Source organism: Pseudomonas sp. RIT-PI-r (assembly GCF_001297015.1).
In the GTDB taxonomy this organism is placed as follows: domain Bacteria; phylum Pseudomonadota; class Gammaproteobacteria; order Pseudomonadales; family Pseudomonadaceae; genus Aquipseudomonas.
This window is the reverse complement of record NZ_LIGE01000025.1, coordinates 356945-383104: the sequence shown is the minus strand read 5'-3', so window position 1 is coordinate 383104 and position 26160 is coordinate 356945. Positions and strand designations below refer to the sequence as shown.

At 57.0% G+C, this 26160-nt stretch carries 23 protein-coding genes and 2 pseudogenes; 20 read left to right on the top strand and 5 right to left on the bottom strand.

From position 1 onward, the window contains the following. Positions 1–44 precede the first annotated feature (44 nt). Genes AK821_RS13580 through AK821_RS13535 form a run of 10 tightly spaced genes read left to right on the top strand, consistent with a single transcriptional unit; the run spans position 45 to position 13051 of the window. A complete protein-coding gene (locus tag AK821_RS13580) occupies positions 45–1742 on the top strand; it encodes a DUF1302 domain-containing protein (RefSeq protein WP_064390119.1) in 1698 nt (565 codons plus the stop codon). A 12-nt stretch (positions 1743–1754) separates the two neighbouring features. After that, the gene (locus AK821_RS13575; RefSeq protein ID WP_064390118.1) at positions 1755–3143 is read left to right on the top strand and encodes a DUF1329 domain-containing protein; all 1389 of its coding nucleotides are present in this window, start codon (positions 1755–1757) and stop codon (positions 3141–3143) included. Between the two features lie 60 nt (positions 3144–3203). Beyond that, a complete protein-coding gene (locus AK821_RS13570) occupies positions 3204–4307 on the top strand; it encodes a WD40/YVTN/BNR-like repeat-containing protein (protein ID WP_064390117.1) in 1104 nt (367 codons plus the stop codon). Positions 4308–4311: 4 nt separating this feature from the next. Then, the gene (locus tag AK821_RS13565; protein ID WP_064390116.1) at positions 4312–6786 is read left to right on the top strand and encodes an efflux RND transporter permease subunit; all 2475 of its coding nucleotides are present in this window, start codon (positions 4312–4314) and stop codon (positions 6784–6786) included. After that, positions 6776–8023 (top strand): MFS transporter, encoded by a 1248-nt coding sequence (locus AK821_RS13560; RefSeq protein WP_064390115.1) that lies wholly within the window; start codon positions 6776–6778, stop codon positions 8021–8023. The genes AK821_RS13565 and AK821_RS13560 overlap by 11 nt, the downstream gene beginning before the upstream one ends. Before the next feature lie 13 nt (positions 8024–8036). Continuing rightward, entirely contained in the window at positions 8037–8618 is a 582-nt protein-coding gene (locus tag AK821_RS13555) for a cupin domain-containing protein (protein ID WP_064390114.1), read from the top strand. Then, the gene (locus AK821_RS13550) at positions 8615–9598 is read left to right on the top strand and encodes a fumarylacetoacetate hydrolase family protein (RefSeq protein WP_064390113.1); all 984 of its coding nucleotides are present in this window, start codon (positions 8615–8617) and stop codon (positions 9596–9598) included. Before AK821_RS13555 ends, AK821_RS13550 begins: the two co-directional genes overlap by 4 nt. A 9-nt stretch (positions 9599–9607) precedes the next feature. Beyond that, positions 9608–10609, top strand: a complete 1002-nt coding sequence (locus AK821_RS13545) for an NAD-dependent epimerase/dehydratase family protein (protein ID WP_064390112.1) — start codon at positions 9608–9610, stop codon at positions 10607–10609. Continuing rightward, complete coding sequence (locus AK821_RS13540) at positions 10587–11381, top strand: cyclase family protein (RefSeq protein ID WP_064390111.1); 795 nt, start codon at positions 10587–10589, stop codon at positions 11379–11381. The genes AK821_RS13545 and AK821_RS13540 overlap by 23 nt, the downstream gene beginning before the upstream one ends. A 38-nt stretch (positions 11382–11419) precedes the next feature. Continuing rightward, on the top strand, positions 11420–13051 hold the full coding sequence (locus AK821_RS13535) for an arylsulfatase (protein ID WP_064390110.1): 1632 nt from the start codon (positions 11420–11422) through the stop codon (positions 13049–13051). Positions 13052–13110: 59 nt separating this feature from the next. On the opposite strand, the gene AK821_RS13530 is transcribed toward AK821_RS13535, so the two are convergent. Together AK821_RS13530 and AK821_RS13525 are read right to left on the bottom strand one after the other, a co-directional pair. Continuing rightward, entirely contained in the window at positions 13111–14184 is a 1074-nt protein-coding gene (locus AK821_RS13530; protein WP_064390109.1) for an aromatic ring-hydroxylating dioxygenase subunit alpha, read from the bottom strand. A 36-nt stretch (positions 14185–14220) separates the two neighbouring features. After that, positions 14221–15174, bottom strand: coding sequence for a PDR/VanB family oxidoreductase (locus AK821_RS13525; protein ID WP_064390108.1), 954 nt, complete (start codon positions 15172–15174; stop codon positions 14221–14223). 293 nt (positions 15175–15467) lie between these two features. On the opposite strand from AK821_RS13525, the gene AK821_RS13520 reads away from it, so the two are divergent. From AK821_RS13520 to AK821_RS13495, 7 genes and pseudogenes are all read left to right on the top strand, one after another. After that, a complete protein-coding gene (locus AK821_RS13520; RefSeq protein WP_064390107.1) occupies positions 15468–15938 on the top strand; it encodes a MarR family winged helix-turn-helix transcriptional regulator in 471 nt (156 codons plus the stop codon). A gap of 135 nt (positions 15939–16073) precedes the next feature. Further along, positions 16074–16814 carry an NAD-dependent epimerase/dehydratase family protein gene (locus AK821_RS13515; protein WP_064390106.1) on the top strand — a complete coding sequence of 247 codons (741 nt, stop codon included), beginning with the start codon at positions 16074–16076 and terminating at the stop codon, positions 16812–16814. A 229-nt stretch (positions 16815–17043) separates the two neighbouring features. Further along, positions 17044–17463 (top strand): annotated as a pseudogene (locus AK821_RS13510) (AAA family ATPase); the annotation flags it as partial. A 309-nt stretch (positions 17464–17772) separates the two neighbouring features. Further along, complete coding sequence (locus AK821_RS13505; RefSeq protein ID WP_064390706.1) at positions 17773–18489, top strand: SDR family oxidoreductase; 717 nt, start codon at positions 17773–17775, stop codon at positions 18487–18489. Between the two features lie 170 nt (positions 18490–18659). Next, positions 18660–18788: pseudogene (locus AK821_RS31040) on the top strand (helix-turn-helix domain-containing protein); the annotation flags it as partial. A gap of 8 nt (positions 18789–18796) precedes the next feature. Next, positions 18797–19183, top strand: coding sequence for a putative quinol monooxygenase (locus AK821_RS13500; protein WP_064390105.1), 387 nt, complete (start codon positions 18797–18799; stop codon positions 19181–19183). A gap of 278 nt (positions 19184–19461) precedes the next feature. After that, a complete protein-coding gene (locus tag AK821_RS13495) occupies positions 19462–19977 on the top strand; it encodes a cupin domain-containing protein (protein WP_064390104.1) in 516 nt (171 codons plus the stop codon). Between the two features lie 263 nt (positions 19978–20240). On the opposite strand, the gene AK821_RS13490 is transcribed toward AK821_RS13495, so the two are convergent. Together AK821_RS13490 and AK821_RS13485 are read right to left on the bottom strand one after the other, a co-directional pair. Further along, on the bottom strand, positions 20241–20522 hold the full coding sequence (locus AK821_RS13490; RefSeq protein WP_064390103.1) for a hypothetical protein: 282 nt from the start codon (positions 20520–20522) through the stop codon (positions 20241–20243). Positions 20523–21224: 702 nt separating this feature from the next. Beyond that, complete coding sequence (locus AK821_RS13485) at positions 21225–21746, bottom strand: hypothetical protein (RefSeq protein WP_064390102.1); 522 nt, start codon at positions 21744–21746, stop codon at positions 21225–21227. Positions 21747–21832: 86 nt separating this feature from the next. Here AK821_RS13485 and AK821_RS13480 point away from each other — a divergent pair, with 86 nt between their 5' ends. Next, complete coding sequence (locus AK821_RS13480) at positions 21833–22117, top strand: helix-turn-helix domain-containing protein (RefSeq protein WP_064390101.1); 285 nt, start codon at positions 21833–21835, stop codon at positions 22115–22117. A 261-nt stretch (positions 22118–22378) separates the two neighbouring features. On the opposite strand, the gene AK821_RS13475 is transcribed toward AK821_RS13480, so the two are convergent. Further along, entirely contained in the window at positions 22379–23254 is an 876-nt protein-coding gene (locus tag AK821_RS13475; RefSeq protein ID WP_064390100.1) for a LysR family transcriptional regulator, read from the bottom strand. A gap of 146 nt (positions 23255–23400) precedes the next feature. Between AK821_RS13475 and AK821_RS13470 the strand changes: the two genes are divergently transcribed. Then, the gene (locus tag AK821_RS13470; RefSeq protein ID WP_064390099.1) at positions 23401–24795 is read left to right on the top strand and encodes a DHA2 family efflux MFS transporter permease subunit; all 1395 of its coding nucleotides are present in this window, start codon (positions 23401–23403) and stop codon (positions 24793–24795) included. A gap of 410 nt (positions 24796–25205) precedes the next feature. Next, positions 25206–26159 carry an amidohydrolase family protein gene (locus AK821_RS13465; RefSeq protein ID WP_064390098.1) on the top strand — a complete coding sequence of 318 codons (954 nt, stop codon included), beginning with the start codon at positions 25206–25208 and terminating at the stop codon, positions 26157–26159. The last annotated feature ends 1 nt before the right edge of the window (position 26160 follow it).

Below are 26160 nucleotides of genomic sequence, written 5' to 3'. Positions count from 1 at the left end.
CTCATCCACAGCAGTTACCACTATAAAAACAAGAGGTTAACGCGATGGTTAGTTCTACGACTGCGGCGCTCGCGCGTCGCTCGGTCTGCTCGTCTGCACCCTTTGGTTTGAGCGTTGCTGCGCTGCTGGTGCTGTGCAGCCAGGCCGCTCACGCTTTCGACATCGATACCGGCAACCCGGATTTCAAGTTGCGCTGGGACAACACGATCAAGTACAGCGCTGCCTGGCGCACGCAGAATCCGAGCAGCAAGTTGACCGAGGGTCAGGTGGCGCTCAATCAGGACGATGGCGATCGTGCCTTCAAAAAAGGCCTGATCTCCAATCGCACCGACATTCTCTCGGAACTGGATCTGTCGTTTCAGGACTTCGGCGCGCGTTTGAGTGGTGCAGCGTGGTACGACAGCGAGTACCAGGGCAACAACGACAATAACGATCCGTCCCGCGCCAACGCACGTTCGGTCGGCTACGACGAGTTCACCGATGACACCCGTCATTTGCACGGAGGTGACGGCGAAATTCTCGACGCCTTCGTTTATTGGAACGGTGAACTGGCCGACCGCGCAACGTCGGTGCGCGCCGGCCGTCATGGCCTGATCTGGGGCGAAAGCCTGTTCTTCGGCGCCAACGGCATTGCCGGTGGCATGGCCCCGGTTGACGTGGTCAAGGCGCAGTCGGTGCCTAACACGCAGTTCAAGGAAATCACCCGTCCGGTCAATCAACTGTCTGGCACCTTCCAACTGACGGACGACGTATCGCTCGGCGCTTATTACCAACTCGAATGGGAAGAAACCCGACTGCCCGCCGCCGGCAGTTATTTCTCCACCAGCGACACCATTGGCGAAGGCAATGAGCGCTTGATCGTCGGTGCGCCGTTTCCGGCATTCCTCGGCGGCAACCCGGCCAGTCCCGCGGCGTTTTTTCACGGTAATGACAAGGAAGCGCGCAGTTCGGGGCAGGGCGGTCTGCAACTGAAATACAGCGCTGAGACCGTCGAGTACGGCCTCTACGCCATTCAGTACCACGACAAGACGCCGAAGCTGTATCTGAAACCGTCGACGGCGGCGCCGAACTTCAGCACCGGCCAGATCGGCGAGTACTACTGGGTTTACCCCGAAGACATTCGCGCGCTGGGCGCGAGTTTTTCCACCACCGTGGACGAGTACAGCTTCGCCGGTGAAGCGTCGATGCGCTGGAACATGCCGCTGGTCTCGAACGGTCAGACCGTGCTGCCCGGCGTCATCGCCGACAACGATGATGACGCGCTCTACGCCGTGGGTCGCACCGCTCACGTCAACCTGAACGTGTTGGCGTCGTTTGGCCCGAACTTCCTCGCCCGCGAGTCCGGACTGGTTGGTGAAGTGGCGTGGAACCGCCTGCTCAGCGTCACTAAAAATCGCGCCGCGCTGGACCCGAACGCCACTGATGATGGCCTCGGTTTCAAAGTCGTCTACACGCCGACGTACCGACAGTTCTTCTCCGGCATCGATATCAGCATTCCGGTCGGCGTCAGTTATTTCCCGCTGGGTAAATCCGCGGTGGTCAGCTCGTTCGGCCCGGACAACGGCGGCGACATCAACATCGGTATCACCGCTACTTACCTCGATCGCGTCACGGCCGGCCTGACGTACACGCATTACTACGGCGCCGAGGACACCAACCTCAACGGCCTCAGCCAGTTCAATTACAAGCAATCGCTGAAGGATCGGGATTACCTCGCCTTCTCCGTCAAGACCACGTTTTAAGAGGACTTGCGCATGACTTCTCACCACCACAATCGTGTCCCGCGCCTTACGGCCCTGTGCTTTGCCTTGCTCGGAACGCTGACCGTCCTGAGTCAGGTTGCAACTGCGGCCACCGCAGAAGAGGCGGCCAAACTGTCGAGCAGTCTCACGCCAATGGGTGCCGAGCGCGCAGGCAATGCCGACGGCAGCATTCCGGCCTGGCAGGGCGGTTACACCAAGGTCGACCCGGCGTACAAACCGGGCGGCAAGCGCGGTGATCCGTTTGCGACTGACAAGCCGCTGTTCAGCATCACCTCGAAAAACCTGGCGCAATACGCCGGCAAGCTCAGCGATGGCACCAAGGAGATGTTCAAGCGTTTTCCTGACACCTATCGCATCGACGTCTATCCGACCCGTCGCACGGCCGCCGCACCGCAATGGGTGTACGACAACACTCTGAAAAATGCCACCCGCGCCAAGCTAGTCGACAGCAGCGCCGGACCGGTGCCCGAAGGTGCGTTTGGCGGTATTCCATTCCCGATTCCGCATAACGGCGCCGAAGCCATGTGGAACCACATCCTCAACTGGCGCGGCACGTCACTGGCCATGCACTTTCGTCATTACCTGATGACCGCAGACGGCAAACAAGTGATGACCACCGACGGCCAGGCGATCCAGGACATGCCGTATTACTACCAGGACGGCACGCCGGAAAGCTTCGCTGGTGATTACTGGCTGTTCCGCCTGCTGAACGTCGGCCCGCCATTGCGTGCCGGTGAGCAAATCATGGGGCGCACCAATATCAACGGCGACAAGTCCCAGGCTCACGTCTATCTGACCGGCCAGCGCCGCGTGCGCAAGTTGCCGAATGCCTGCTGCGACACACCGACGCCGGCCACCGCCGGGGTGATGTCGTTCGACGAGTTGAGCGTGTTCCAGGGGCGCATCGATCGCTTCGACTGGAAGCTGGTCGGCAAGCAGGAAATGTATATCCCCTACAACACCAACAAAGTCCTGACCGCAGGCAAGCCGGAAGATTTGTTTCTGGCCCATCACATGAATCCTGATTACGTGCGCTGGGAATTGCATCGCGTGTGGGTGGTGGACGCCGAACTCGCACCGGGCAAACGTCACCAACTGCCGAAGGGCCGTTACTACCTCGACGAAGACACCTGGCAAGCGATGCTCGGTGATCGTTGGGACGCCAACGGCCAACTCGCCAAAACCTTGTGGTCGCTACCGGCCGTGCTGCCGGATCTGCCAGCGCAGGCGCAGCTGTCTTCGGGTTTCTACGACCTGACCTCCGGCGCCTGGTTTATCCAGAACGTCTACACCGGCCTGCCTGAGCAATACGGCGTGGTCGATCGCTACAAGGCGTCTGAATTCTCGCCGGCGGCGATGGCGGGTGCCGGGGTTCGTTGAATCGGGCCGGATCGCCACACGGTGTGGCGATCCGGTTTCACAGGTGGTTTCGAGGTCGGTATGAACAGAATCTGTCAGGTGCTCGGGCGGTTGTTAGCGCTGCTGGCGCTGCCTTGCGTATTACCCGTAAGCCAGGCTCAGGCCGCTGCCGTCGGTGATGTCTTGCACACCCCGGCGATGCGCGCGCCGCAGGCCCGGCAAGCGGTCTTGCTTGATCTGGCGCGGGCAGGTGCGCGGTTGGTGGCGGTCGGCGAACGCGGCATCGTCTTGCTCTCCGATGACAACGGCATCAGTTGGCGGCAGGCGCAGGTGCCGGTCTCCGTCAGCCTTACGGCGGTGCAGTTTGTCGATACCAACACGGGCTGGGCGGTCGGCCATGCCGGTGCGGTGCTGGTCTCCCACGACGGCGGTGAAAACTGGGCGTTGCAACTGGACGGCAATCGCGCGGCGCAACTGGAGTTGCACGCCGCACGCGAGCAAGTGCCGACAGCCACTGACCCCGACGCAGCGGCGGCGCGCGTGCAAACCGCCGAACGGATGGTCAGCGAAGGCGCGGACAAACCGTTTCTGAGCCTCAAGTTCACCGATGCGCGTCACGGCCTGATCGTCGGCGCCTACGGCCTCGCGTTTACCACCGAGGACGGCGGCGTGAGCTGGCAGTCGCTGATGGGCCATATCGACAACCCCATGGGCGCGCACCTTTATGCCATCGCGCAACAAGGCGAGCGTTGGTTCGTCGCTGGCGAGCAAGGCTATGTGGCGCGTTCCGAGGACGGCGGACAATCCTTCGTCGCGCTCGACAGCCCGTACAGCGGCAGCTTTTTCGCCCTGCAAGTACGCGATGACGGCGCGCTGCTGGCGGCAGGATTGAAAGGCAACGCGTTCATTTCCACCGACGGCGGCGACAGCTTTTTGCCCGCGCCCGTACCGATGCCCGTGTCCTTCAGTGAAGCGATCCGCACCGCTGACGGCCAGCTGTTGGTGGTCAATCAGGCGGGCGCGATGTTTCGCACCACGGGCGACGCACCCACCCTGCAGCCTTTCGGCAAACCGCTGGGCAAACCGATTGCCAGCGTCGTGCAGGCCGCCGATGGCAGCCTGGTGCTGGCCGGTTTTACCGGGTTGACGCGCCTGGCGTCGCCCACCGCTACAGCTTCGGAGTGAGGTTATGAAACCATTCGACAACGCCACGGCCAGCCTGGCGAGTTTCGACCCGCGCTCCGGCTCGGTCGTGGAACGCACTTTGTTCAATCACCGGTTGTGGGTGTTGCTGGTGTGCCTGGTGACCACGCTTTTCCTGGGCTATCAGGCCACGCGTGTCGAGCTGAACGCCAGTTTCGAAAAGATGATTCCCACGCAACAACCCTACATCGCCAATTATCTGCAACATCAAAAGCAGCTCAGCGGTCTGGGCAACTCCTTGCGCATTGTCGTCGCCAATCGCCAGGGCGATATCTACGACGCTGATTACCTGAAAACCCTACAGGCCTTGAGCGACAAGCTGTACCTGCTGCCTGGCGTTGATCGCGCCTACATGAAATCGCTGTGGACGCCGGCAACTCGCTGGGTCGCAGTGACTGAAGACGGACTGGATGGCGGCCCGGTGATCCCGGACGATTACGCTGGCACACCGGCCGGTCTCGAGGCTTTGCGCCGCAACGTGCAGCGCTCCAACGAGCTTGGCCAACTGGTAGCGTTCGATCAAACCTCGAGCATCATTTACGTGCCGTTACTGGCGACGACCTCTGACGGCCAGGCGCTCAATTACTCGGTGCTGTCCGAGCAACTGGAGGCGTTGCGCAGCGAGTACCAGAACGACAGGATCGACATTCACATCACCGGTTTCGCGAAAAAGGTCGGCGACCTGATTGCCGGGCTCAAGCAGATCCTGCTGTTCTTCGCCGTCGCGATCCTGATCACCACCGCCGTGCTGTTCTGGTACACACGCTGCCTGCGCAGCACGTTGCTGGTGGTGTTCTGTTCGCTGGTGGCGGTGGTCTGGCAGTTGGGCCTGTTGCCGTTGCTCGACTATCAACTGGATCCGTATTCGGTGCTGGTGCCGTTTCTGGTGTTCGCCATCGGCATGAGCCACGGCGCCCAGAAAATGAACGGCATCATGCAGGACATCGGTCGCGGCATGCACCGGGTGGTGGCCGCGCGCTTCACCTTTCGACGGCTGTTTCTGGCCGGGCTGACGGCATTGCTCTGCGACGCAGTGGGTTTTGCCGTGCTGATGCTGATCAAGATCCAGGTGATTCAGGATCTGGCCGTGATCGCCAGTATCGGTGTGGCGGTGCTGATTTTCACCAACCTGATTCTGCTGCCGGTGTTGCTGTCCTACGTCGGCGTAACGCCACGTGCGGCGCAATTGAGCCTGAAGAGCGAGCAGAACGATCAGGCCGGCGCGCGGCGTCATGGCTTCTGGCGTTTTCTCGATCTGTTTACCCGACGTCGCTGGGCCAGCCTGTGCATTGCCATCAGCCTGGCGTTGGCGGCATTGGGCTTTGTGGTCAGCCTGCAATTGAAGATCGGTGATCTGGATGCCGGCGCACCGGAGCTGCGGGCCGACTCACGCTACAACCAGGACGATGCGTTTTTGACCCGGCATTACGGCGCCAGCAGTGATTTGTTCGCAGTGATGGTCAAGACCCCGGCCGGGCAATGTGCGCGTTACGACATCCTCGCCAAGGTCGATGCGCTGGACTGGCAACTGCGTGCATTGCCGGGGGTGGATTCGACCAACTCGCTGGCCTTGCTCAACCGGCGCATGCTGGTTGGCCTTAGCGAAGGCAGCGCCAAGTGGTACGAGCTGCAGAACAATCAGGCGATGCTCAACATGATCACCGCCAGTGCGCCACGCGGCTTGTACAACGAAGATTGCAGCCTGCTCACGCTGTACGCCTACCTCACCGACCACAAGGCTGAAACGCTGACGCGGCTGGTCGAGCACGTTGAGCAATTCGCCGCCGCCAATAACGACCAGGACGTGCAGTTCCTGCTGGCAGCGGGCAATGCCGGCATCGAAGCGGCGACCAATATCGTGGTCAAGCAAGCCAATCGCGAGATGTTGTTCTGGGTCTACGGCGCGGTGATCGTCCTGTGCCTGATCACCTTCCGTTCGTGGCGCGCCACGCTGTGCGCGGTGATTCCGCTGATGCTCACCTCGATCCTCTGCGAAGCATTGATGGTCTGGCTGAACATCGGCGTGAAGGTCGCGACGTTGCCGGTGATCGCGTTGGGTGTCGGCATTGGCGTCGACTATGCGTTGTACGTGATGAGCATCCTGCTTGGTCATCTGCGCCAAGGCGCGAGCCTGTCAGAGGCCTATTACCGCGCGCTGGTGTCCACCGGCAAAGTGGTGATGCTCACCGGCATCACGCTCGCCATTGGCGTGGCCACGTGGATCTTCTCGCCGATCAAATTCCAGGCTGACATGGGCGTGCTGCTGGCGTTCATGTTCGTCTGGAACATGGTCGGCGCGCTGCTGCTGTTGCCAGCGCTGGCGTACTTCCTGCTGCCTGCACGGCGCACGAACACCGACGCAGAAATGCCGGCGGAGGCGATCAATCTGAGCCTGCCGTCGCGAGCCGTGGCGGTAGATAGTCATCAATCGCGTCATCGGGAGACCTGTCATGGCCGTTGAGTCTTCATTGGAAAACAGCGGCCGCCGCGCCGGTTGGACGCAATCGTTGCTGTTGCTGCTCGGCAGTTGCCTGCCCGTGCTCGGCGCGGTATTGCTCGCACCGGTATTACCGCGCATGCAGGCCCATTTTGCCGAGGTCGCCGGCAGCACCGTGCTGGTGCCGATCGTGCTGACCTTGCCGGCATTGATGATTGCAGTACTGGCGCCGTTTGCCGGGGTCATCGTCGATCGGCTCGGACGCAAACCGCTGTTGTTGGCGAGCATGGCCCTCTACACGCTTTGCGGTGTGTTACCGCTGTGGCTTGATTCGCTGCAGGCCATCGTCGCCAGCCGCGCCGGGATCGGTCTGGCGGAGGCGGGGATCATGACCTGCTGCACCACGCTGATGGGCGACTACTACAGCGGCGCCCGACGCGAGCGCTTGTTCGCCTTGCAAATGGTCGCGACCTCACTGTCCGCTGCGGTGTTTATCGCGCTGGGTGGTTTTCTCGGTCAGGACGACTGGCGCGCACCGTTTGCGCTGTACGCGGTCGGTCTGGTTTTTCTGCCGCTGATGGCGTGGAAACTCTGGGAACCGCAACCCCGCGTGCAACCGGCGACAACGGCGCCGGTGCCAGCCCCGCGCGCATTTCCATGGCGGGCACTGACGCCCCTGTATGCATTGTCGCTGCTCGCGGGACTGAGCCTGTTCATCGTGCCGGTGCAGGCCGGCTACTTGCTCAACTTGTTGCACGTGGATGCGCCGCAGCAGATCGGCATGACCATGGGCGCCAATCAACTCGGCGTGCTCGTCGGGGCCTTGAGTTTTCGCTTGTTGAGCGGTCTGCGCAGCCAGCATCTGTTGCTGATTGCCTATGGCCTGGCCGGCATCGGCGGCCTGTTGATGGCCGCTGCCGGCAGCCACGCGCAAGTGGTGGTCGCGGTCTTGGTCAACGGTCTGGGCATCGGCCTGATGTTGCCGACGTTGATCACCTGGATCATGGCGCAAGTCGGTTTTGACCAGCGTGGGCGCGCGGCGGGGTGTTTCACCGCGGCGATTTTCGCTGGCGAATTCATCAGCCCGCTGGTGGTACTCGCCATCACATCCGGAGCTTCCACGGCATTGCCGCAAGCACTGGCCATGATCGGTTGGCTGCAACTGGTCGTGGCGCTGTTTTGTCTGTCCGTGCCGAGGCTCGGTGGTCTGTTGAAACGCGCCCATGTCGGCGGTCACGACTCCATCGGCAACGGCCATTGAACGAGGATTTTCCATGCAAGCGCTTCCCCCTTTCAAACGCGTGGTCACCGGGCATGATGCCCACGGCCGCGCCGTCGTCGCCAGTCTCGGCGCAACCGCTAACGTCTTCGCACTGCAAGCGGTGCCAGGCACGGTGTTTCATGAGATATGGAACAGTAGCGGCAGTCCGGCACTGCTGGACAATGCCGATGATCCAACCAGCAAACCTTTACAGCTGAGCCCCGGCCCGCAGGGCAGCGTGATTCGTGTCGTCGACATTCCACCAGACAGCGTGCAGAACCAGGTCAATGATGCCGCTGCTGCGGCCGCATTTGCCGAGATTGGCCAAGCGCATGCCGGCACCGGCCAGGCGAACTCGCGGCACAAACTGATGCACCGCACCGAAACCCTCGATTACGGCATCGTCACCGAAGGCGAAGTCTGGCTGGTGCTCGACGATGAAGAGGTCCACCTCAAGCGTGGCGACGTGGTGGTTCAACGCGGCACCAATCACGCGTGGAGCAACCGCACCGAGGCCATGGCGCGCATGGTGTTTATTCTGCTGGACGGGCGCTTTACCGCTGAACTGCAAGACTGCCCGGGAGAAAAAGCATGAAGCTCGCAACCTTGAAAAACGCTAGCCGTGACGGCCAATTGGTGGTGGTTTCGCGCGACATGTCTCGGGCTATTGACGCCCGTTCGGTAGCGCCGACCTTGCAGCAAGCCATCGAAAACTGGGCTGAAGCCGAACCGCGTTTGCAAGCCCTGGCGCGTGAACTTGAAAACCACGATTGCCGCGAGGCCTTTGCCTTCGACCCCGCGCAGGCGATGGCGCCGCTGCCGCGTGCTTATCAATGGTGCGACGGCTCGGCGTTTCTCAGTCACGGCGCACTGATGCAGAAAGCGTTCAATCTCGACCCGATCGAAGGCGCTGACCGCACGCCGTTGATGTACCAGGGCGCCGGTGATGACTTCATCGGCGCACACGATGACATCCAACTGCCGAGCGAAAGCCAGGGCATCGATTTCGAAGGCGAATTTGTCGTGCTGGTCGATGATGTGCCGATGGGCTGTTCGGCCGAGAGCGCGTTGCAGCACATCAAACTGATCCTGCAGATCAACGATGTCAGCCTGCGTGCGCTGGCACCGCGGGAAATGCGCACCGGGTTCGGTTTCCTGCAAGCCAAACCGTCCTCCAGTTTTGCCCCGCTGGCGATTACCCCGGATGAGCTCGGCGAAGCCTGGCGCGATGGCCGCGTGAATTTGCCCCTGCAAGTGCAGTGGAACGACGAATGGTTTGGCCAGCCGCACGGCGCGCAGATGAACTTTCATTTTGGTGAGCTGATCGCCCACGCGGCCTTAACCCGTCGCTTGCGCGCCGGCACCCTGATCGGTTCCGGCACGGTGTCGAACGTCGAGCGCAATGTCGGCTCGGCGTGCATCGCCGAACGTCGGGCCATTGAGATGATCGAGCACGGCGCACCGGTGACAGGCTTTATGCGTTTCGGTGATCGCGTGCGCATGGACGTCACCGGCAGCGATGGCCAGTCACTGTTTGGTGCGATCGATCAACGCGTCGTCAAGGCCCACGGCTAAGGAACGCCCATGCGTGTACTGATTACCGGAGCCAATGGCTTTGTCGGTCGCGAACTGCTGCGTTGTCTGCTCGCGCGCGGCAGTTTGCGCGGGCAAGTCATTCGCTCGTTGCTGGTGCTCGACACCGATGTGCAAGGACTGCCAGACGATCCGCGCTTGCGTCGACACAGCGGCAGCGTGACGGATGCAGCGTTGATGCGCCGGGTCTTGGCCGATGGCATCGATGTTGTGTTTCACTTGGTCAGCGTCCCCGGCGGAGCGGCGGAGGCGCATTACGAACTGGGTTATCAGGTCAACCTGCTGGCCAGCCTCGAACTGCTCGATCAACTGCGCAACAAGGCGCGACCTCCGGTGTTGGTCTATGCCAGCAGCGTCGCGGTGTACGGCGCGGATCTGCCAGCGAAGATGAACGAGCAGGCTGAACTGCATCCGCAACTGTCGTACGGCACACACAAGGTGATGGTCGAGCGCGCGCTGATCGATCTGGGTCGGCGCGCTGAAGTCGACAGCCGCGCGGTGCGTCTGCCGGGCATTGTCGCGCGCCCACGCGAACCCAACGGCTTGCGCTCGGCCTTTATGAGCGACTTGATGCGTGCCTTTGCCGAGGGCGCTGAGTATTGCTGTCCGGTATCACCGCAAGCAACGGCGTGGTGGATGTCGGCGCGCTGTTGCGTAAACAACCTGATCCACGCCGCTGAACTGGATGACGCCGCCGCGCAACAGCGGGTCTGGCAACTGCCGGTGCTGCATTTGTCCATCGCCCAGGTCATCGATGCACTGGCGGCAACTTACGGCGAGCAACGCCGTGGGCTGATCAGTTTCGCCGCTGACCTTGACCTCGAAACCCTGTTCGGGCGCATGCCGCCCTTGAAAACCCCGCAGGCCCGCGCTGCTGGCTTCAGCCATGACGGCAGCGTCGCCACGCTTATTCGCAACGCCCTCAATCCAGCCCCTTATCGGCCTCTGCCGTTGAACGGAGATACGCCTCATGTCACAGCCCATCCAGCGTAAACGTCGTCTGGTCGACCTTTCGGTGACCCTCGATAACAACCCGTACACAGACCCGCCGCCGCTGTTGCCAAAAATCGATTACATGGACCACCAACAAGGCTGGCCGGAAATGGCCGCGATGTTTCCGGGTCTGCAACTTGAGCAGATGCCCGGCAACGAATCGTGGGCCGCCGAGCGTTTGCAGATCACCACCCACAGCGGCACCCACATGGACGCGCCGTGGCATTACGCCTCGACCACCGATGGCGGCGAGCCGGCGTTTGGCATTGACGAGTTGCCGCTGGACTGGTGCTTGCAGCCGGGGGTCAAACTGGACTTTCGCCATTTGCCCGACGGTCACGTGGTCACGGCAGAAGAGGTTGAAGCGGAACTGGCGCGTATTGAGTACGCGTTGCAGCCGCTGGATATCGTGCTGGTCAACACACGCGCCGGGGCGTTGTTTGGCCAGCCGGGGTATCTCGATGCCGGCATCGGCATGGGGCGCGAAGCGACGATGTATCTGCTGGAACGCGGCGTGCGCGTGGTCGGCACGGATGCCTGGAGCTGGGACGCGCCGTTCAAATACACCCGTGAACGTTTTGCTGCCAGCGGCGATGCCTCGATCATCTGGGAAGGGCATAAGGCCGGGCGCGATATCGGCTACGGGCAGATGGAAAAACTGGCCAACCTCGAATCCCTGCCAGCGAGCGGCTTCACGGTGTCGTGTTTTCCTTACAAGATCCGCCATGCGTCAGCAGGTTTTGTGCGTGCGGTGGCTATTTTCGAAGAGTGAATTCCGGACACTCCTTCAACGACAATAAGAGAAAACCGATGGCTCTATCGCGATTACCGCTGACGGCACTTTTTTGCGCCCTGAGTATGGGCAGCGGCTTGGCTCTGGCGGCCAGCCAACCGAATATTCTGCTGATTGTGGCGGACGATCTCGGATATTCGGATCTGGGCAGCTATGGCGGCGAGATTCACACCCCGAGGCTGGATGAACTGGCCCAACAGGGCGTGCAGTTCACCAGCATGTACGCGGCGCCGACCTGTTCCATCACCCGATCGATGTTGCTGTCCGGCACTGACAATCACCTCGTCGGGCTGGGCACCATGGCCGAAGCCTTGCAACCGTTTCAACAGGGTAAACCGGGGTATGAAGGGTTTCTGAGCGGGCGGGCCTACTCGGTTGCCGAACTGCTCAAAGCGGGTGGATACAACACGCTGATGGTCGGCAAATGGCACTTGGGTCTGGAAACCGATCAAGGCCCGGATCGGCGCGGTTTCCAGCAGTCATTCACCTTGCTGGAAGGCGGGGCGACGCACTTCAAACCCGCCAGCGTTGCACCGACGCCGTTGGAGCAAGTGCATTACCGTGAAAACGGCCAGTCGGTAGAGGTTCCCGAGACGTTCTACTCCACAGACTTTTACACCGACAAGCTGATTGGCTATCTGCAAAACACCCAACGTGAAGGCAAACCGTTTTTTGCCTATGCCGCCTACACGTCACCGCACTGGCCGTTGCAAGCGCCCAAGGAATACCTCGACAAATACCGCGGCCGTTTCGATCAAGGCTACGACACCGTGCGCTCATCGCGCATTGATCGGCTGAAAAAGCTCGGCCTGGTGGACAAAGACTTTCAGCCAGCGCAACCGTTGCCCGTTAACCCACGGCTGCCCGGTTGGCAGCAACTTACGGCTGAGCAGCAGAAAGTCGAAGCGCGGAAAATGGAAATCTACGCGGCAATGGTCGACAACCTCGACCACAACATTGGCCGGGTTATCGACTACCTGCGCCAAAGCGGCCAGTACGACAACACGATGATCGTGTTCATGTCCGACAACGGCGCAGCGGCGGAAAACCACGCGCAGTTCTATCCACCCGGGGTGAACACCGATAACACCCTGGCCAATCTGGGCCAGCCGGGCTCGCAGATCGATTATGGTTTGCGCTGGGCGGAGGTCAGTGCCGCGCCTTTCCACTTGTTCAAGGGCACCACGGCCGAAGGCGGAATCAGCGTGCCGGCGATCATTCAACTGCCCAAGACACTGCGTCGTCAGGGCGTAGAAAGGGGCGTGGCGCGGGTGGATGATCTGGCGCCGACGTTCCTTGATTTGGCGGGCATCGCCTTACCGAGCGAAGCGGACAAACATCCGATCACCGGCCGATCCATCCTGCCAATGCTCGAAGGCAAGGGCAGCCCTCACGACGCTGAGAGTCTGGGCGGAGAGTTGTTCGGCAATGCTTATTATCGTGAGGGCAACCTCAAATTGTTGGGCATGCGCCCGCAAGCAGGTTTCGGCGATAACACGCAACCGCTGCAATGGCAGCTGTTTGATGTTGCACAGGATCGTGGTGAAACCCACGACCTGGCGGCGGCTCAGCCGCAGACGGTCGAACGGCTCAAAGCCGCGTGGCTCAAATATGCCGATCGGGTTGGCGTAGCGTTTGCGCCGCGTTAGTACGGCAGAGGCGTTGAATACAGTGGACGGCGTTTGCCGCCGCCACTGTGTTGGGGCCATCAACTTGTCGGATTGCGCAGTCGCTCGATGATTCTGCGGGCACGATTGGCTCCGACGTCGACATGAATATCAATCATCGGGCGCGTACCGAACCGGCACATGTTCTGGTACTGCGCTTCGATCACCACTTTGTCTTCATCAAACGTCAGTTTCGTTTGTTCGATCACTTTGGCTTTGACCGATTCAGGATCATGCTCAGGATTGGTCGCCATGGTCCAGAAATAGTGGCTTGTGGTGTCTGTTTCCGGCGTCACGCCGTGAAAACCGCGCATATGAAAACCGCCTCGATCCGGGTTGTTCAGGTCGTCCGTGCCTGCATTGATCGCGCCGGTCCAGATGCGCAGGTGATTGAAGTGAAATTCGATCTCCTGCCAGCGGTCGATGTTGCCTTTGAACGGGTAGGCCGCGGTGTAGGTCGGCGGCGGAACGGAATCGGGCATGTGGCGAACCACGCGAACCGTCGAGTCATCACCATCCACGTTCATCTGCGCGTTCATGTGAATGCTGGCGTTGCCACCAATGGTGTGCAAATGGACGTAGCCCAGATGACTGAGATCCATGAGGTTGTCATGGATGAGTTGATAGGGCGCGTCGTAGTGATAGACATCACCGTCGAACAGGTATTTGCCGCTGCTGTGCACGTCGTAGACCGGTGGCGCGAATGTCGGCTCTGGATGCTCAGCGCTGCCAAACCAGATCCAGATGATCTGATCCTGCTCCCGGACAGGGTAGGCAGGCACTTTGGCTTTGCTCGGGATCTTGTCCTGGCCCGGAATTTCAATGCATTTACCGCCTTCATTAAATAGCAGACCGTGGTAACCGCAGCGCAAACCGCGTTCCTCCACTGTGCCACCGGACAGCGGCAGTGCGCGATGGCAGCAGCGGTCTTCCAGCGCGGCGATCTGGTTATCTGCCGTGCGGAAAAGCACCACGGGTTTGTTCAGTAACGTGCGGCCAAGGGGCTGGTCTTTCAGCTCCCGGCTCAAGGCTGCGACGTACCATTGATCGAGCGGGAAGCTCGGCACAGTGGCCGGGGCGATTTCATGGGCAAGGGGTAGGGCAGCAGTTGTCATGGTGTTCTCCGGCGAGCGGTCGATGCTCGGTTCAGGTCAAAGATCCAATACCAGGCGGGGCGATTTGGCACGTGAGCAGCAGGGCGTGAAACGGTCATTGGCAGCGTGTTCGGCAGCCGTCATGAACTGGTCACGATGATCGCCAATGCCTTCGAGCAGGCCCGTGACACAGGTGCCGCAGACGCCTTGCTCGCACGATGACTCGATGGCAATCCCGGCCTCATCGAGCACTTCGAAAACAGTGCGATCGGCGGGGATGTAAAAAATCTGCCCTGTGCTCGCCAGTTGAACTTCGAAGGGCGCATCAGCGCTTGCATCGACAGGTGCGGCGGCGAAGAACTCTCTGTGCACGCGATCTTCCGGCCAGCCAGCGATCTGCGCGGTGTCGAGGATGAAATTCATGAAACCGGCAGGGCCGCACACGTAAAGGTGAGTCGTGGTATCTGGCGCGGCGAGGAGGGCGGTTGCATCGAGTTTCTGTGCGGGCGATCCGCTGTCGTCATGCAAATGCACGTGGCTGGCGAACGGCGCTTGTCGCAGGTATTGGATAAACGCGGCACGCTCGCTGGATCGAAAGCAGTAATGCAGCTCGAAATCCGCGCCTTGATGATGCAGCTCATGAGCCATTGCCAGCATTGGGGTAATGCCAATACCACCGCCAAACAGCAGGTGACGGTTGGCTGAGTCCGCTAGTGGAAAGAGGTTGCGGGGTTCGCTGATGCTGAGTGTCTGTCCTTGGCTGATGGTGTCGTGCATCGCAGTGGAGCCACCGCGAGAGGCGGGATCCTTCAGCACACTAATTACGTAGCGATGACGTTCTTTTGAGTCATTGCACAGCGAGTATTGCCGGGTGAGGCCGCCGGCAATATGGATGTCGATGTGAGCACCGGCATTGAACGGTGGTAACGGCCGGCCGTCTGCTGCGCACAGCTCAAAACTGCAAATACCCTCGGCCTCGACAACCTTGCGGGTGACGCTGACTTGAAGCATGACTTCTCCCTCCACATTGAAGTGGCTGCTGAAAAACGTATGGCAAAAAGGGGGGCGAGCGGGTGACGAATCAGCCGGGCGCGAAGAAGCAGAAGGAGTGGCTAATCATGGGCGCCAGGAAAGGGCACTGTTGGCGAGGGTTCATAAGCAAGACCTGTTAATTATTTTTTTGAGGTTGTGCTAGGGCGTATCATGCGGCGCATCGTCCGCAATGCCAGGCTGAGTGAATCCTCAGATAATTTAGTTGCGGTGTCAACCAAATTGCAAGATCTTCGATCTACGGTGTGTTCTCAATGCCTACCGATACACAGCTGAACCTGTCGCGTTATGTACCTGGCCTGGTGACATTCCTGGCGAACAAACTCGCCACCGGGGCTTCCCAGTGCTATCGCAAACACTTCGGAATCGGCGTGGTTGAATGGCGGATGCTTTCAATGCTGGCGGTTGAATCCGACATCACCGCCAATCGAATCTGCCAGGCGATCGGTCTCGACAAGAGCGCTGTCAGTCGTTCATTGCAAACGCTGGAAGCAGCGGGGCGGATCACCAGCCAACTTGATCCCAAGGACGCGCGGCGTTACACCGTGCGATTGACGGCCAGCGGTAAAGAACTGCATGACCGCGTGCTGAAAGTTGCACTGGAGCGAGAAGCGCGACTGCTCAGCGGATTGACCCCGGCTGAGGTTGATACGTTGGTTGACTTGCTTGGGCGCCTGCATCTGCAAGTGCCTAATGTGAACAGTTACGACCCGAGTGAGGAGTGAGTCGCGGCAGACTGCAGCGTGAAATTGAGGGCAGCAGCCCGACGAGAGTTGGCGCGCTGCTGATTGGATCAGAGGTTGTAGACCGTCCAAAAGGCTGGGAGGCTAGCGTGACATTTACCATAAGGACATGCCGGAATGAGCTCAGGAAAAATCCTCGTCACAGGTGCGGCAGGAAAAATCGGCACTGCTTTTTGGCAAGAGCGCAACGATAAATCCGATTTGCGTTTGGCCGATTTAGACGTAACTCAACTTCCGGAATCGGCACAGCGTTTCGCTCTGGATGTCACGGATCAAGCCACTTGCCTTCGAGCTTGCGAAGGTATCCATACCGTCATCCATCTTGCTGCTGACCCTGACCCGGACGCCGATTTCATGGCCTCACTGCTTCCAGTGAACATCGTGGGCACTTACAACATGCTGTTCGCCGCAAAGGCACAAGGCTGCAAGCGCTTCATATTTGCAAGCAGTGCCCAAGTGATCGAAGGATATCCAACGGATGTTCAGATACAGGAATGCATGGCCCCTAAACCAGGCAATCTTTACGGCGTCAGCAAGGCGTTTGGAGAAGCTTTGGCTTCGATGTATGCAAACGATGGACAGATGACAACCATCGCAGTTCGTATTGCCAACGTAGCCAAATTTCAACAAGGGGAGACCCACAGTCCCAGAGACGTCGCCGCCTTCATCAGTTTTAGAGATGTTGTCGCGCTACTCAATAATTGCGTTGAAGCCGAGCTAAAGGGGTTTCACGTTATCCATGGGGTCTCAGATAACCGCTATAAGCGCCTCTCTATTGATCAGAGCAGAAAAGTTGTCGGATATGCTCCCATTGATGACGGGTTTGAGATTTTGGAAGGGGGCGCTCAATCTGATTGAACGCACATTTCCTCTGATAATCTCACAAGTGATCAACTGTTCCGGCGGAAGTATGGCCGATTGCTGCCCATCGTTATGGAGGAAATTCGGCCAGGAATGGTCATCGTGATGCGTCGGGAAAACGTGCTGGTTTAATGATTGGCAAAGTTGCTCAAGCGTTCAAGCCTGGGCCCGCTCCTGACCCAGGCAAAACCACTCTCAAAGGAGACGTCCCCATGACCAAACCAATGCCTTGGCGTCTGAACGGTCGGCTATTTTGATGAGTGAGGATTATTGGCTCTCAAGGATCTACCCTGATCAGATCCAATCAGTGGCCGATTACGTGAGGCTGGCGCGTCAGATTCGGGCACTGGTGGGCCCGCTTGTCATCGATGTGCTGAAGGCTGGCGTGACTGTGGTTCTGGATTTCCCGGCCAACACGCCAGAGGATCGGCAGTGGTTACGCGGTCTGGCGGACGCTGCCGAAATTCCCCACTGTTTCCACTACATCGAAGTGGATGATGAGACCTGTCGGGGCAGGCTACATCGGCGCAATGGCCGCGCCGAGCATGAGTTTACAGCAAGCGACGCAGAGTTCGATTTGATAACGAGCTACTTTCGTGCTCCAGATACGAATGAGGGGATACGGATTGAAATTCACCGATTCTGAAGGGCCGTCATATTACTTGGAGTGAGTTATCTGGAACGTCTGCTTCTGGCGTCGCAGGTGATCGTTGATGCAATGTCGCCCTCAGATCTTTACATCCCGAAAACAGCTTCGATGAAAGCGCCGATCAATTTGGCCGGGAATATAAACGGCTGTGGGACGAGCAACCTCGTAATTTGACGTGACTTGGGTAGCGAATGCGTGAATCTCCACTCTGTTTTGCTCAGGATGAAAATCCTCGGAGCACTTCTGTCGGATAGGGTTCTGAAAGTGTTATCAATAGGTCTGGCATCGGATGATGAGAGGGTAATCATGAACAACAGCCGAACTGCACTGGTCACTGGTGCAACCAAAGGGATCGGTTTTGCACTCAGTACTCAGTTGAATCAGGCAGGCTGGAATGTCGTCGGCATCGCCAGGCATCCGGTTGATGATTTTCCCGGGAAGCTGTTGCTCTGTGATTTAACCGATGCTCGGCAAACGGCAGAAGTGCTTGAGAAACTCCTGGAGCAGACCTCTATTGATGCCGTCGTCAATAACGCAGGCGTCGCGTCCCCGCAAAGCCTGGAAACGCTTGAACTTGAAACACTCCAGAAAGTTTTTGACCTGAATGTCCGAGCCTCGGTACAAATCGCCCAGGCTTGCCTGCCGTCTCTCAAGCGATCTTCTGCAGGACGCATCGTGAATGTCTGCAGCCGTGCCATTTTTGGAGCCCGGGACAGAACCGCTTACGCGGCGGCAAAAAGTGCATTGGTGGGGGTCACGCGTACGTGGGCACTTGAGTTGGCGCCCATTGGCATTACGGTCAATGCCGTCGCACCGGGCCCTATAGACACCGAGCTTTTTCGAAAAAACCGCCCCGTGGGAAGTGAGGGTGAGCGTCAGATACTGTCCACGATTCCGATGCAAAGACTGGGCACGCCATCAGAAGTGGCCTCGCTGATTACCTTCCTGCTGAGCGAGGGAGCATCCTTCGTTACCGGCCAGGTGATCAGCGTCGATGGGGGAGGGAGTCTCGGTGGCAAATAGCGATACGAAGCCGATTTCCGGCCTTCGTTCCCGATCATGGAATTCAACTGATGAGTCTGATGCGGCAGTTTAATGAGGGAAATTCATCAAAATACGCTGATGTGATCCGTAGAATCATCTGACGTGGTCGCTCGTCCGGCTTCCATCCCGAATTCAAGTTGTGAGGCCTCATGAATGTAAGCCGCGCCAACGTCGCAGACTTTGTCTACTTTCTCGCCATTGCCCGCCATCAAAGCTTTAATCGCGCAGGCAAAGAGGTGGGCATCAGTGCTTCCGCCTTGCCACACAATGAAGAGGGGGAAACCTGATGGGTAAACGTTTATTAGGAGTGGTGGCATTGGCTGGATTACTGGCAGGACAAGCGCTGGCCGCCGAGGAAAATGGCTTGGTGGTGCGCATCGCGCAGCTCGAAATCGATCCTGCACAGGTTGCGGCCTATCAAGCCGCAGTCAAGGAAGAGATCACAGAGTCGACTCGAACAGAGCCGGGCGTCATATCAATCTACGCCGTCGCCGAAGTCGACCGCCCGAACTGGTTTCATTTCTTCGAAATCTACGCCAGCGATTCGGCATACCGAAGCCATATCGAATCGCCGCACTTCAAAAAGTACGCTGTTATCACGCAGTCGATGATTCTGTCGAAGCGCTTGATTGAAACCACGCCAATCGAGCTAAGCCCCCGGCCTGCGCCGTAACAGGCCAGTTCGAAAGAGATTTGCGCGCTGGGCAGCGCTGGTTTTTTAAATGGGGGAAAGCGATGAAAAATTTGAAGGTGATGGCGATCTGATGAGGTTTTGCATTGAGGGTAGGGCGGCTCCGTCATGATTGCTTGGAGATACCAGCGGCGTAGTGAATTTCAAAAGTAGTGGCACGAGCATGGACCTTTATTCACTAGAAATCATGTTTAACTACACTAAATGGTCGTTTAGTCGAGTTAACGTAAATTAGCAGCATATTCGGCGGAGAAGAGCCCTTGATCAAGCTTGAAGCCAAGGCTGGAGACATTATTAGAACATTGGATCTGCAGCCTCACCTCGAAGGTGGCTACTTCCGCAGAACCTATCAGGCCGATCATCGCGACCCACTCGAAACCCCCAGCGGCCCACGGTATCTGATGACTTCGATTTACTATCTGCTGGATCAGCAATCACCGGTGGGCCAGTTTCATTTCAATCGATCCGACATCCTGCATTATTTCCACCTGGGCGACGCCATTGAGTACAGCCTGATTCATGCTGATGGCTCATTGCAGACATTGGTAATGGGCACCGACATTCTGGCAGGACAGCTTTTGCAATTACACGTACCGGGTGGAATATGGAAAGCTTCACGGTTGCTCGAAGGCGAAAATGGATTTGGGCTGATCAGCGAAGCCGTTTCGCCAGGATTTGATTTTGCCGATATGGAAATGGGTGATCGGCAGAAACTCGCGCAGCAATTTCCACAGCATCGAACGCTGATTGAAAAGCTGGCGCGTGATGAGGGTTGAGCGCCGTCGAATTCAAGGAAACGCAGTGGATCGGATTCAGGGCGATTCTGCAGGTTGAAATCCACTGTGCAACCGGGCTGATCTCGAAACATCTTGTTACGTGTAATGTATATTATGTTAAATCATGTATTGCGCTATGCGCCCTTGCAGCATGTCCACCCTCACTGTTCATTAAAAATGAGAGCGATTTCATCTGAATTGAGAACAACGAACCTCACGCGGTTGGAGATTGAATCCCTTGTGCCAGTGTAAACATCTATCGGCTAGTCCTTCGTAACCAAACCGAGATTACCTGTGAGATCGTGACCATCCTCATTGAACAGATTTTGAGTTCTCCGCTCCTGCTTGAGGTGGGCCAGAGTTTGGAAGAAACATTCCTCGCACAGGTGCAGTTCATAGCGCTCCCCAGCATGGCTAGTGCCATAGCCCCAGTGAGCATGCAGTGTGCCGAACTGAGGCACGCCGACCAAGGAAGTGGAGCAACGACAAACATCGCATAGGACATCTGTCACGGCCTCGACTTCGACGCTTTCAGTTATTTTCATCGTTACCCCCTTCAAGCATTTCGGTTGACGCAGCGAATTTCTAGCAATAAGGTATCCTGACTTGCTCTGGGACTCGCGGGCCAAAAGCCTCCCCCTAGAGACATATGACAGGCTCACCGTGATAGTGGGTCTTTTTTATGTCCGTAACTCTACTCCCATGCTAGCCATGCCCCAATTGCTAGTCGAGATGGGGAGGAGTGAACACCATTTGCAATTTCAGCCCTTATCATTAGGCATCGCCCGGAATAGAAATCCGTGAAAACGCGGATTCATAACCGCGATTTCTCCATGACTATTACTCTCGGTGAACCCTTTCGCAACCTGGTGCGGCGACTAGGGTGACCGCCTACACTCCACGCCTAAGGCGGCTGGCAACGTCACGTGAATGATGTCCTTGGTCTTACGAACTATGAGTTCGACAGTCGCGGTTTCGAAGTATCTTCCCTCCTCTATCACAGCGATTCTGATGGTTGCGGGGAAGGCATGAGAGGATACCAGGTGCGCTGTGGAATGACTTTTCCGCCGTCGGGAAGCCTGCTACCTGTTAATCTAAAAATTTTCAAGTGTATCGAAATTAGGGAAATTATCCTTTGGACATAAACTCTCTAATTTTAGTACACATGCGCTGCATCCATGCAGTTTCACCTGCGCTGGAATTATTGCGACGGGCCTTCCTCCAAATCAAACGCAGCAAGGGAAGAGTTAACCGTAATCATCCGCTGCCTCCGTCGGATGCATCTCATTCACGATACGACTGATGACGGTCGACAGCCATACCTGATGAGCAACCAGTTCAGTGTCGTTGGGACCCTCTGCGCTAGCAACCTGATAGAGTGATCGCCACTCAACAACATTAGATGGCTCAATTCTGGCGCCGTCCATAAACAATCCGTCAGACGCTAGTCGGTACGCATACGTATCTACGCCACATGCATCAGCACCAAGAAGTTTGACTCGCGCAAAATCCACTATGGCTTCTGCGGTCCATCCTGAAGTGCCGTTTAGCTCAGGAGAGATTGCTAGCTGGACGCCTATGATAGCTTCGTCTGAATCAGGTCGATCCATTTCGTGAAAAAGGTCGATCAGATCCTGGCCTGAGTGACGCCTAACAATACCGACACGCTCATCTGGTTGAGCGCGGAAGGCTACGGCTACGAACACTATCGTTGATGGCGCGTTGCCCTCTGCCGATGACAAGTGGCCGCGATTCTGATGTACGGGCATATAGCTTTCCAAAAAAATGAACACTATAGATTGTAGCTCTATAGAGCTCAAAAAGGCTTCATCGTTCCTTTTGTGGATAAAGCAAAATGGAGCTGAAGGAAGCGTTCGCAATTGCGTTACGCAATACCCGGGTTCGACACGGTTTGACCCAAGAGGACTTCGAGATCGTGAGCAGCCGGACCTATCTCAGCACACTCGAGCGCGGCCTCAAAAATGTGACGCTAGAGAAGGCTTCAGAGCTCGCACGAAGGATGGACATTCATCCGTTGACTCTCCTGGTTGAGTGCTTTCTAGTTTTGGATCCAGATGCTGATCTGAACTTGCTCTTTGAACGGATACGACGCGAAACTGAATTAGGCGCATGTAGTTAGAGACCAGATGGATTCGAAAACCGAAATCTATTTTTGTTAACTACAATTTTGACTTGTTAACTGCGGTAGCTAACAAGTCAAAAAAACAAACTCACAGAGTAATACTGAACTTGCGAGTTAGCCCTTGATTCACCTGGCACTCCTAGGATTCAAAGCTTCGTATTTCTGTTCGGACTCCGGGGTTTGCCAGACGAAATGTTTACACTTATTATTGCTCGCATTGCACTGATTATCGGGGCCCAAGGCTCAATTTTTGTTCCCCTAACGATTTATTGTTGAAATCACAAAATCTATAAATCTACGATTGGCCAAGGACAAATGCTCGTTTGCATGCCAGCACAGGCTAAAGCTGAGCGGTTGCGGCGGGGCAAATGGGATACTCACCAATCCAGTTTCTCGTTCCACGTTGGATTGAAAAAGCGTAGTTGCTCCCATCCCGTTTTGGGCGCTTTTAATCATCAGCGAAACATGATTGCTTTGCACGACGGGCCTAAACTGCACGCCATAACTGTCGCAGTACTCATCCAGCATCACCCTCTGTGCAAATCGACCATCCAATACAGCCATGCCCAATCCCTGCAAATCCGTGGGGCCTACCTGGGCTTGATTTGCCAAAGAGTGCTGCGGGTGAACGCACAGCATCAGATGGTCGGAAGCGACTGTGATCGAATTCCAGTGGGGTTTGACCCGCCGGGAATTCATCAACGCAATGTCGATCTGTCGGTTCTCGAGACGCTGCGCAACTTCTTCCCCTCCCCCCTCAATGGCCGTAAGGAGTACACCTGGGTAAACCAGATGAAAAGCATGGAGCCAATCTGGCAGCGCACCGAGCCCGAACATGGGAGGAAAGCCGATTCGCACTTCGCCACTCTGCAGTTGGCCCAGATCAGTCATTTCCTGCTTGGCGATATTGATATCTAGCAGTGCACGCTCGACTCGATCCAGAAAACGACGCCCCTCTGCGGTAACACTCACCTGTCTGGATGTCCGATTGAACAGCGGCACTCCCAACTCTTTTTCTAAACGGCTGATGGCCATGCTCAGTGCTGACTGGGCGATAAACAGACGCTGTGCAGCCAACGTGAAGCTGCCTGAGCGAGCGACCTCGACAGCGTATTTCAAGGCTTTAAGGTTCATAAAATTTCAACACTGTTTTTATCCAAATCATCACAAAAATCGAATCGCCTCTCCACAAAACAATATTTTATGTTTCCTCGCGCACTACCTACGATGGTGGCCAACTTTATCCCGCAGGGTGATAAAGAGTTTTGGAGACCATCTACATGCAGTACGCCCGCTCCACACAGATTGCCTTACTGGTTGCCGCAACTTTTTTCATGGAAAACCTCGATGCTACGGTGATTGCCACTGCCTTGCCAGACATGGCCAAAAGCTTCGGCGTGGCGCCAGTTGATTTAAACGTGGCCATGAGTAGCTACATGCTCGCATTGGCAGCGTTCATTCCAATCAGCGGCTGGTTAGCGGACAAATTTGGCGCTCGGCGGGTATTCTGCTCGGCGATCGCGTTATTTACCTTATCTTCACTTTGGTGCGGTCTGAGCCACAGCATGGCTGAATTCATTGCAGCTCGAATTCTTCAAGGCTTTAGTGGCGCGATGATGGTTCCCGTCGGTCGGCTTGCCGTGCTCCGCACAACCGACAAAAAAGATCTCGCGAAAGCAATCTCCTATATAACTACACCCGCACTCATTGCGCCGGTGCTAGGCCCCCCACTTGGCGGCTTTATCGTTACACATGCGCGTTGGGAATGGATCTTCTTCCTCAATTTGCCCTTAGGGGTTATTGCGCTGCTGGCTGCGATGCGACTGATCCCCGACCACTCAGAGATACGCCAGCGACCTTTTGACTGGCTCGGTTTCATGCTGCTCAGCGGAAGTTGTTTCATGGTGTTATACGGCTTGGAGCGACTCGGCGAAAATCTGAATCAATATTGGCACGGCCTGCTACTGACCTTGATTGGCGTGGCGATGGCCGCTGGCGCGGTCATGCACATGAAGCGTCGAGAAAATCCGTTGCTAAACCTTGAGGTAATCGGTGTGCCTACGTTTCGAGTCAGCCTGATTGGCGCCTCGTTGTTTCGGGTCGCCATCAGCACACTTCCCTTCCTGTTGCCTCTTATGTTCCAGCTCGCATTCGGGCTGTCCGCATTTGATGCCGGGCTTTTGATACTCGCGGTGTTCGCCGGCAACCTGGCGATGAAGTCCTTCACCACTCCACTCCTCAACCGCTGGGGTTTTCGTAAGGTACTAATAGTGAACGGGGCAATAGGTGCGTTAGCAGTGGTTGCCTGTGCGTTGTTCGAATCAGGCACGCACTCAGGGGTGATCATATTTATCCTGTTTGCAGGGGGACTTTCCAGATCACTTCAGTTCAGTGCGTACAACACACTGGCATTTGCCGATGTCGCCCAACCTCGAATGAGTGACGCGTCGACGATTTTCAGCATGGCTTTCCAGCTCAGCATGGGTATGGGGGTGGCCATCGGGGCATTGTTACTCAGGACCGCCATGGCTTTTCACGCCAACGAAGGACAAAGCACCGCGTCTGATTTTCATCTGACATTTCTGCTCGTGGCTGTCATTGCAGTGGTAGCGATGTTTGACAGTTTCTCTCTCAAGCAGTCGTCTGGAGAGTCGGTACTTCGGACCAAAGCCTGAAGCCCTGTACAGGGTGGATTGCAGCATGACAGCGCCGCATCCTGTGAAGCGGCGTGTTTGCTATAACGGTACCTTCACTCCCCGCCCCTCTGAACCGACCCGCAACGTGACTCGCCACGCCGAAGATGAAACCCTCAATTCGGTCATGATTTTATATTGAATTTTATCGCGCCAATATGCGATTCTTCAAACCTGTTATCCAGAAATACCTTGCAACACCTGAGCTACGGCAGCCGATCAAAAACCATTGAATCCAATGTGATTAGGTAAAGAATAAATTCGAAAACCGAAAAAAATGCTGTTTTTAGATTGCTTATTTAAGTGCAAATATTTATTGGGTGGAGGGTCGCAGCATTCAGTAAATCAGATCATCCGTAACAGTATTCAACCTACTGATAACAAGGAAAAAAATGAACAGTATGGAAATGAGTCGGCGTAGGTTTGTAAAAACCATGACGACAGTTGCAGGCGCAGGTCTGGCAGTGTCTTTCGCCTCGTTCAGCAATGCAGGCGCGTTATATCCGTTCAGCGAGGGCTCTGAATCGCCAATGCTCAAGGTGCCTCACTTGGCGTGCGACTGCCACCATCATATCTATGACAGAGCCTACCCATACATTGATGATCGAAACCTGCCTACAGCAAGCGTCGCGGATTACCTTAAATTGCGCTCACGACTGCGTCTGACGCGCAGCGTGGCAATCCAACCGTCCTCCTACGGTACTGACAACCGTTGTCTGGTGGCCGCTCTTTCCCAGCTTGGTTCCAGCTCACGAGGAATTGCGGTGGTCGATGACACTGTCGAGTCAGGCGAACTGAAAAGGCTGGAAGCAGCCGGGGTACGCGGTCTGCGATTCAATTTGGGCGTAGCAAGCGTGACTACCCCCGAGATGATCAAGCCGTTGGCACAACGGATCGCGGATCTGGGCTGGCATATAGAGATTCACATGCGCGCTGATGAACTGCTGGGGATGAAAGAAATCTTGGCCGATCTACCCGTTCAGATTGTCTTCGACCATTTTGGGCGAATACCCCATCCGGCTGGCATCAATCATCCCGCCTATGCACTCATTGCAGACCTTGTGAACCAGGACCGTGCCTGGGTCAAGATCTCGGGCGCGTATCAGGATTCAGTGTTGGGTGGGCCGGCTTACGACGATGTCAAATCGCTCGCGCAAACCATGATCGAGCTTGCACCAAACAGGGTGATTTGGGGCTCCGACTGGCCTCATCCCAGCCTGCAGTCCAAGCATCAACCCATGCCTGATGACGCGGGCATGATGGACCTGCTCAGCGTTTGGGCCCGATCCGAGGACGACGTGAACAAAATCCTGGTTGATAACCCGGCACGCCTCTACGGATTTTGAA

Bases quoted from the DNA above. Each gene is read 5' to 3' on its own strand.
- AK821_RS13580 (WP_064390119.1), top strand. From the start codon at position 45: ATGGTTAGTTCTACGACTGCGGCGCTCGCGCGTCGCTCGGTCTGCTCG.
- AK821_RS13575 (WP_064390118.1), top strand. From the start codon at position 1,755: ATGACTTCTCACCACCACAATCGTGTCCCGCGCCTTACGGCCCTGTGC.
- AK821_RS13570 (WP_064390117.1), top strand. From the start codon at position 3,204: ATGAACAGAATCTGTCAGGTGCTCGGGCGGTTGTTAGCGCTGCTGGCG.
- AK821_RS13565 (WP_064390116.1), top strand. From the start codon at position 4,312: ATGAAACCATTCGACAACGCCACGGCCAGCCTGGCGAGTTTCGACCCG.
- AK821_RS13560 (WP_064390115.1), top strand. From the start codon at position 6,776: ATGGCCGTTGAGTCTTCATTGGAAAACAGCGGCCGCCGCGCCGGTTGG.
- AK821_RS13555 (WP_064390114.1), top strand. From the start codon at position 8,037: ATGCAAGCGCTTCCCCCTTTCAAACGCGTGGTCACCGGGCATGATGCC.
- AK821_RS13550 (WP_064390113.1), top strand. From the start codon at position 8,615: ATGAAGCTCGCAACCTTGAAAAACGCTAGCCGTGACGGCCAATTGGTG.
- AK821_RS13545 (WP_064390112.1), top strand. From the start codon at position 9,608: ATGCGTGTACTGATTACCGGAGCCAATGGCTTTGTCGGTCGCGAACTG.
- AK821_RS13540 (WP_064390111.1), top strand. From the start codon at position 10,587: ATGTCACAGCCCATCCAGCGTAAACGTCGTCTGGTCGACCTTTCGGTG.
- AK821_RS13535 (WP_064390110.1), top strand. From the start codon at position 11,420: ATGGCTCTATCGCGATTACCGCTGACGGCACTTTTTTGCGCCCTGAGT.
- AK821_RS13530 (WP_064390109.1), bottom strand. From the start codon at position 14,184: ATGACAACTGCTGCCCTACCCCTTGCCCATGAAATCGCCCCGGCCACT.
- AK821_RS13525 (WP_064390108.1), bottom strand. From the start codon at position 15,174: ATGCTTCAAGTCAGCGTCACCCGCAAGGTTGTCGAGGCCGAGGGTATT.
- AK821_RS13520 (WP_064390107.1), top strand. From the start codon at position 15,468: ATGCCTACCGATACACAGCTGAACCTGTCGCGTTATGTACCTGGCCTG.
- AK821_RS13515 (WP_064390106.1), top strand. From the start codon at position 16,074: ATGAGCTCAGGAAAAATCCTCGTCACAGGTGCGGCAGGAAAAATCGGC.
- AK821_RS13505 (WP_064390706.1), top strand. From the start codon at position 17,773: ATGAACAACAGCCGAACTGCACTGGTCACTGGTGCAACCAAAGGGATC.
- AK821_RS13500 (WP_064390105.1), top strand. From the start codon at position 18,797: ATGGGTAAACGTTTATTAGGAGTGGTGGCATTGGCTGGATTACTGGCA.
- AK821_RS13490 (WP_064390103.1), bottom strand. From the start codon at position 20,522: ATGAAAATAACTGAAAGCGTCGAAGTCGAGGCCGTGACAGATGTCCTA.
- AK821_RS13485 (WP_064390102.1), bottom strand. From the start codon at position 21,746: ATGCCCGTACATCAGAATCGCGGCCACTTGTCATCGGCAGAGGGCAAC.
- AK821_RS13480 (WP_064390101.1), top strand. From the start codon at position 21,833: ATGGAGCTGAAGGAAGCGTTCGCAATTGCGTTACGCAATACCCGGGTT.
- AK821_RS13475 (WP_064390100.1), bottom strand. From the start codon at position 23,254: ATGAACCTTAAAGCCTTGAAATACGCTGTCGAGGTCGCTCGCTCAGGC.
- AK821_RS13470 (WP_064390099.1), top strand. From the start codon at position 23,401: ATGCAGTACGCCCGCTCCACACAGATTGCCTTACTGGTTGCCGCAACT.
- AK821_RS13465 (WP_064390098.1), top strand. From the start codon at position 25,206: ATGAACAGTATGGAAATGAGTCGGCGTAGGTTTGTAAAAACCATGACG.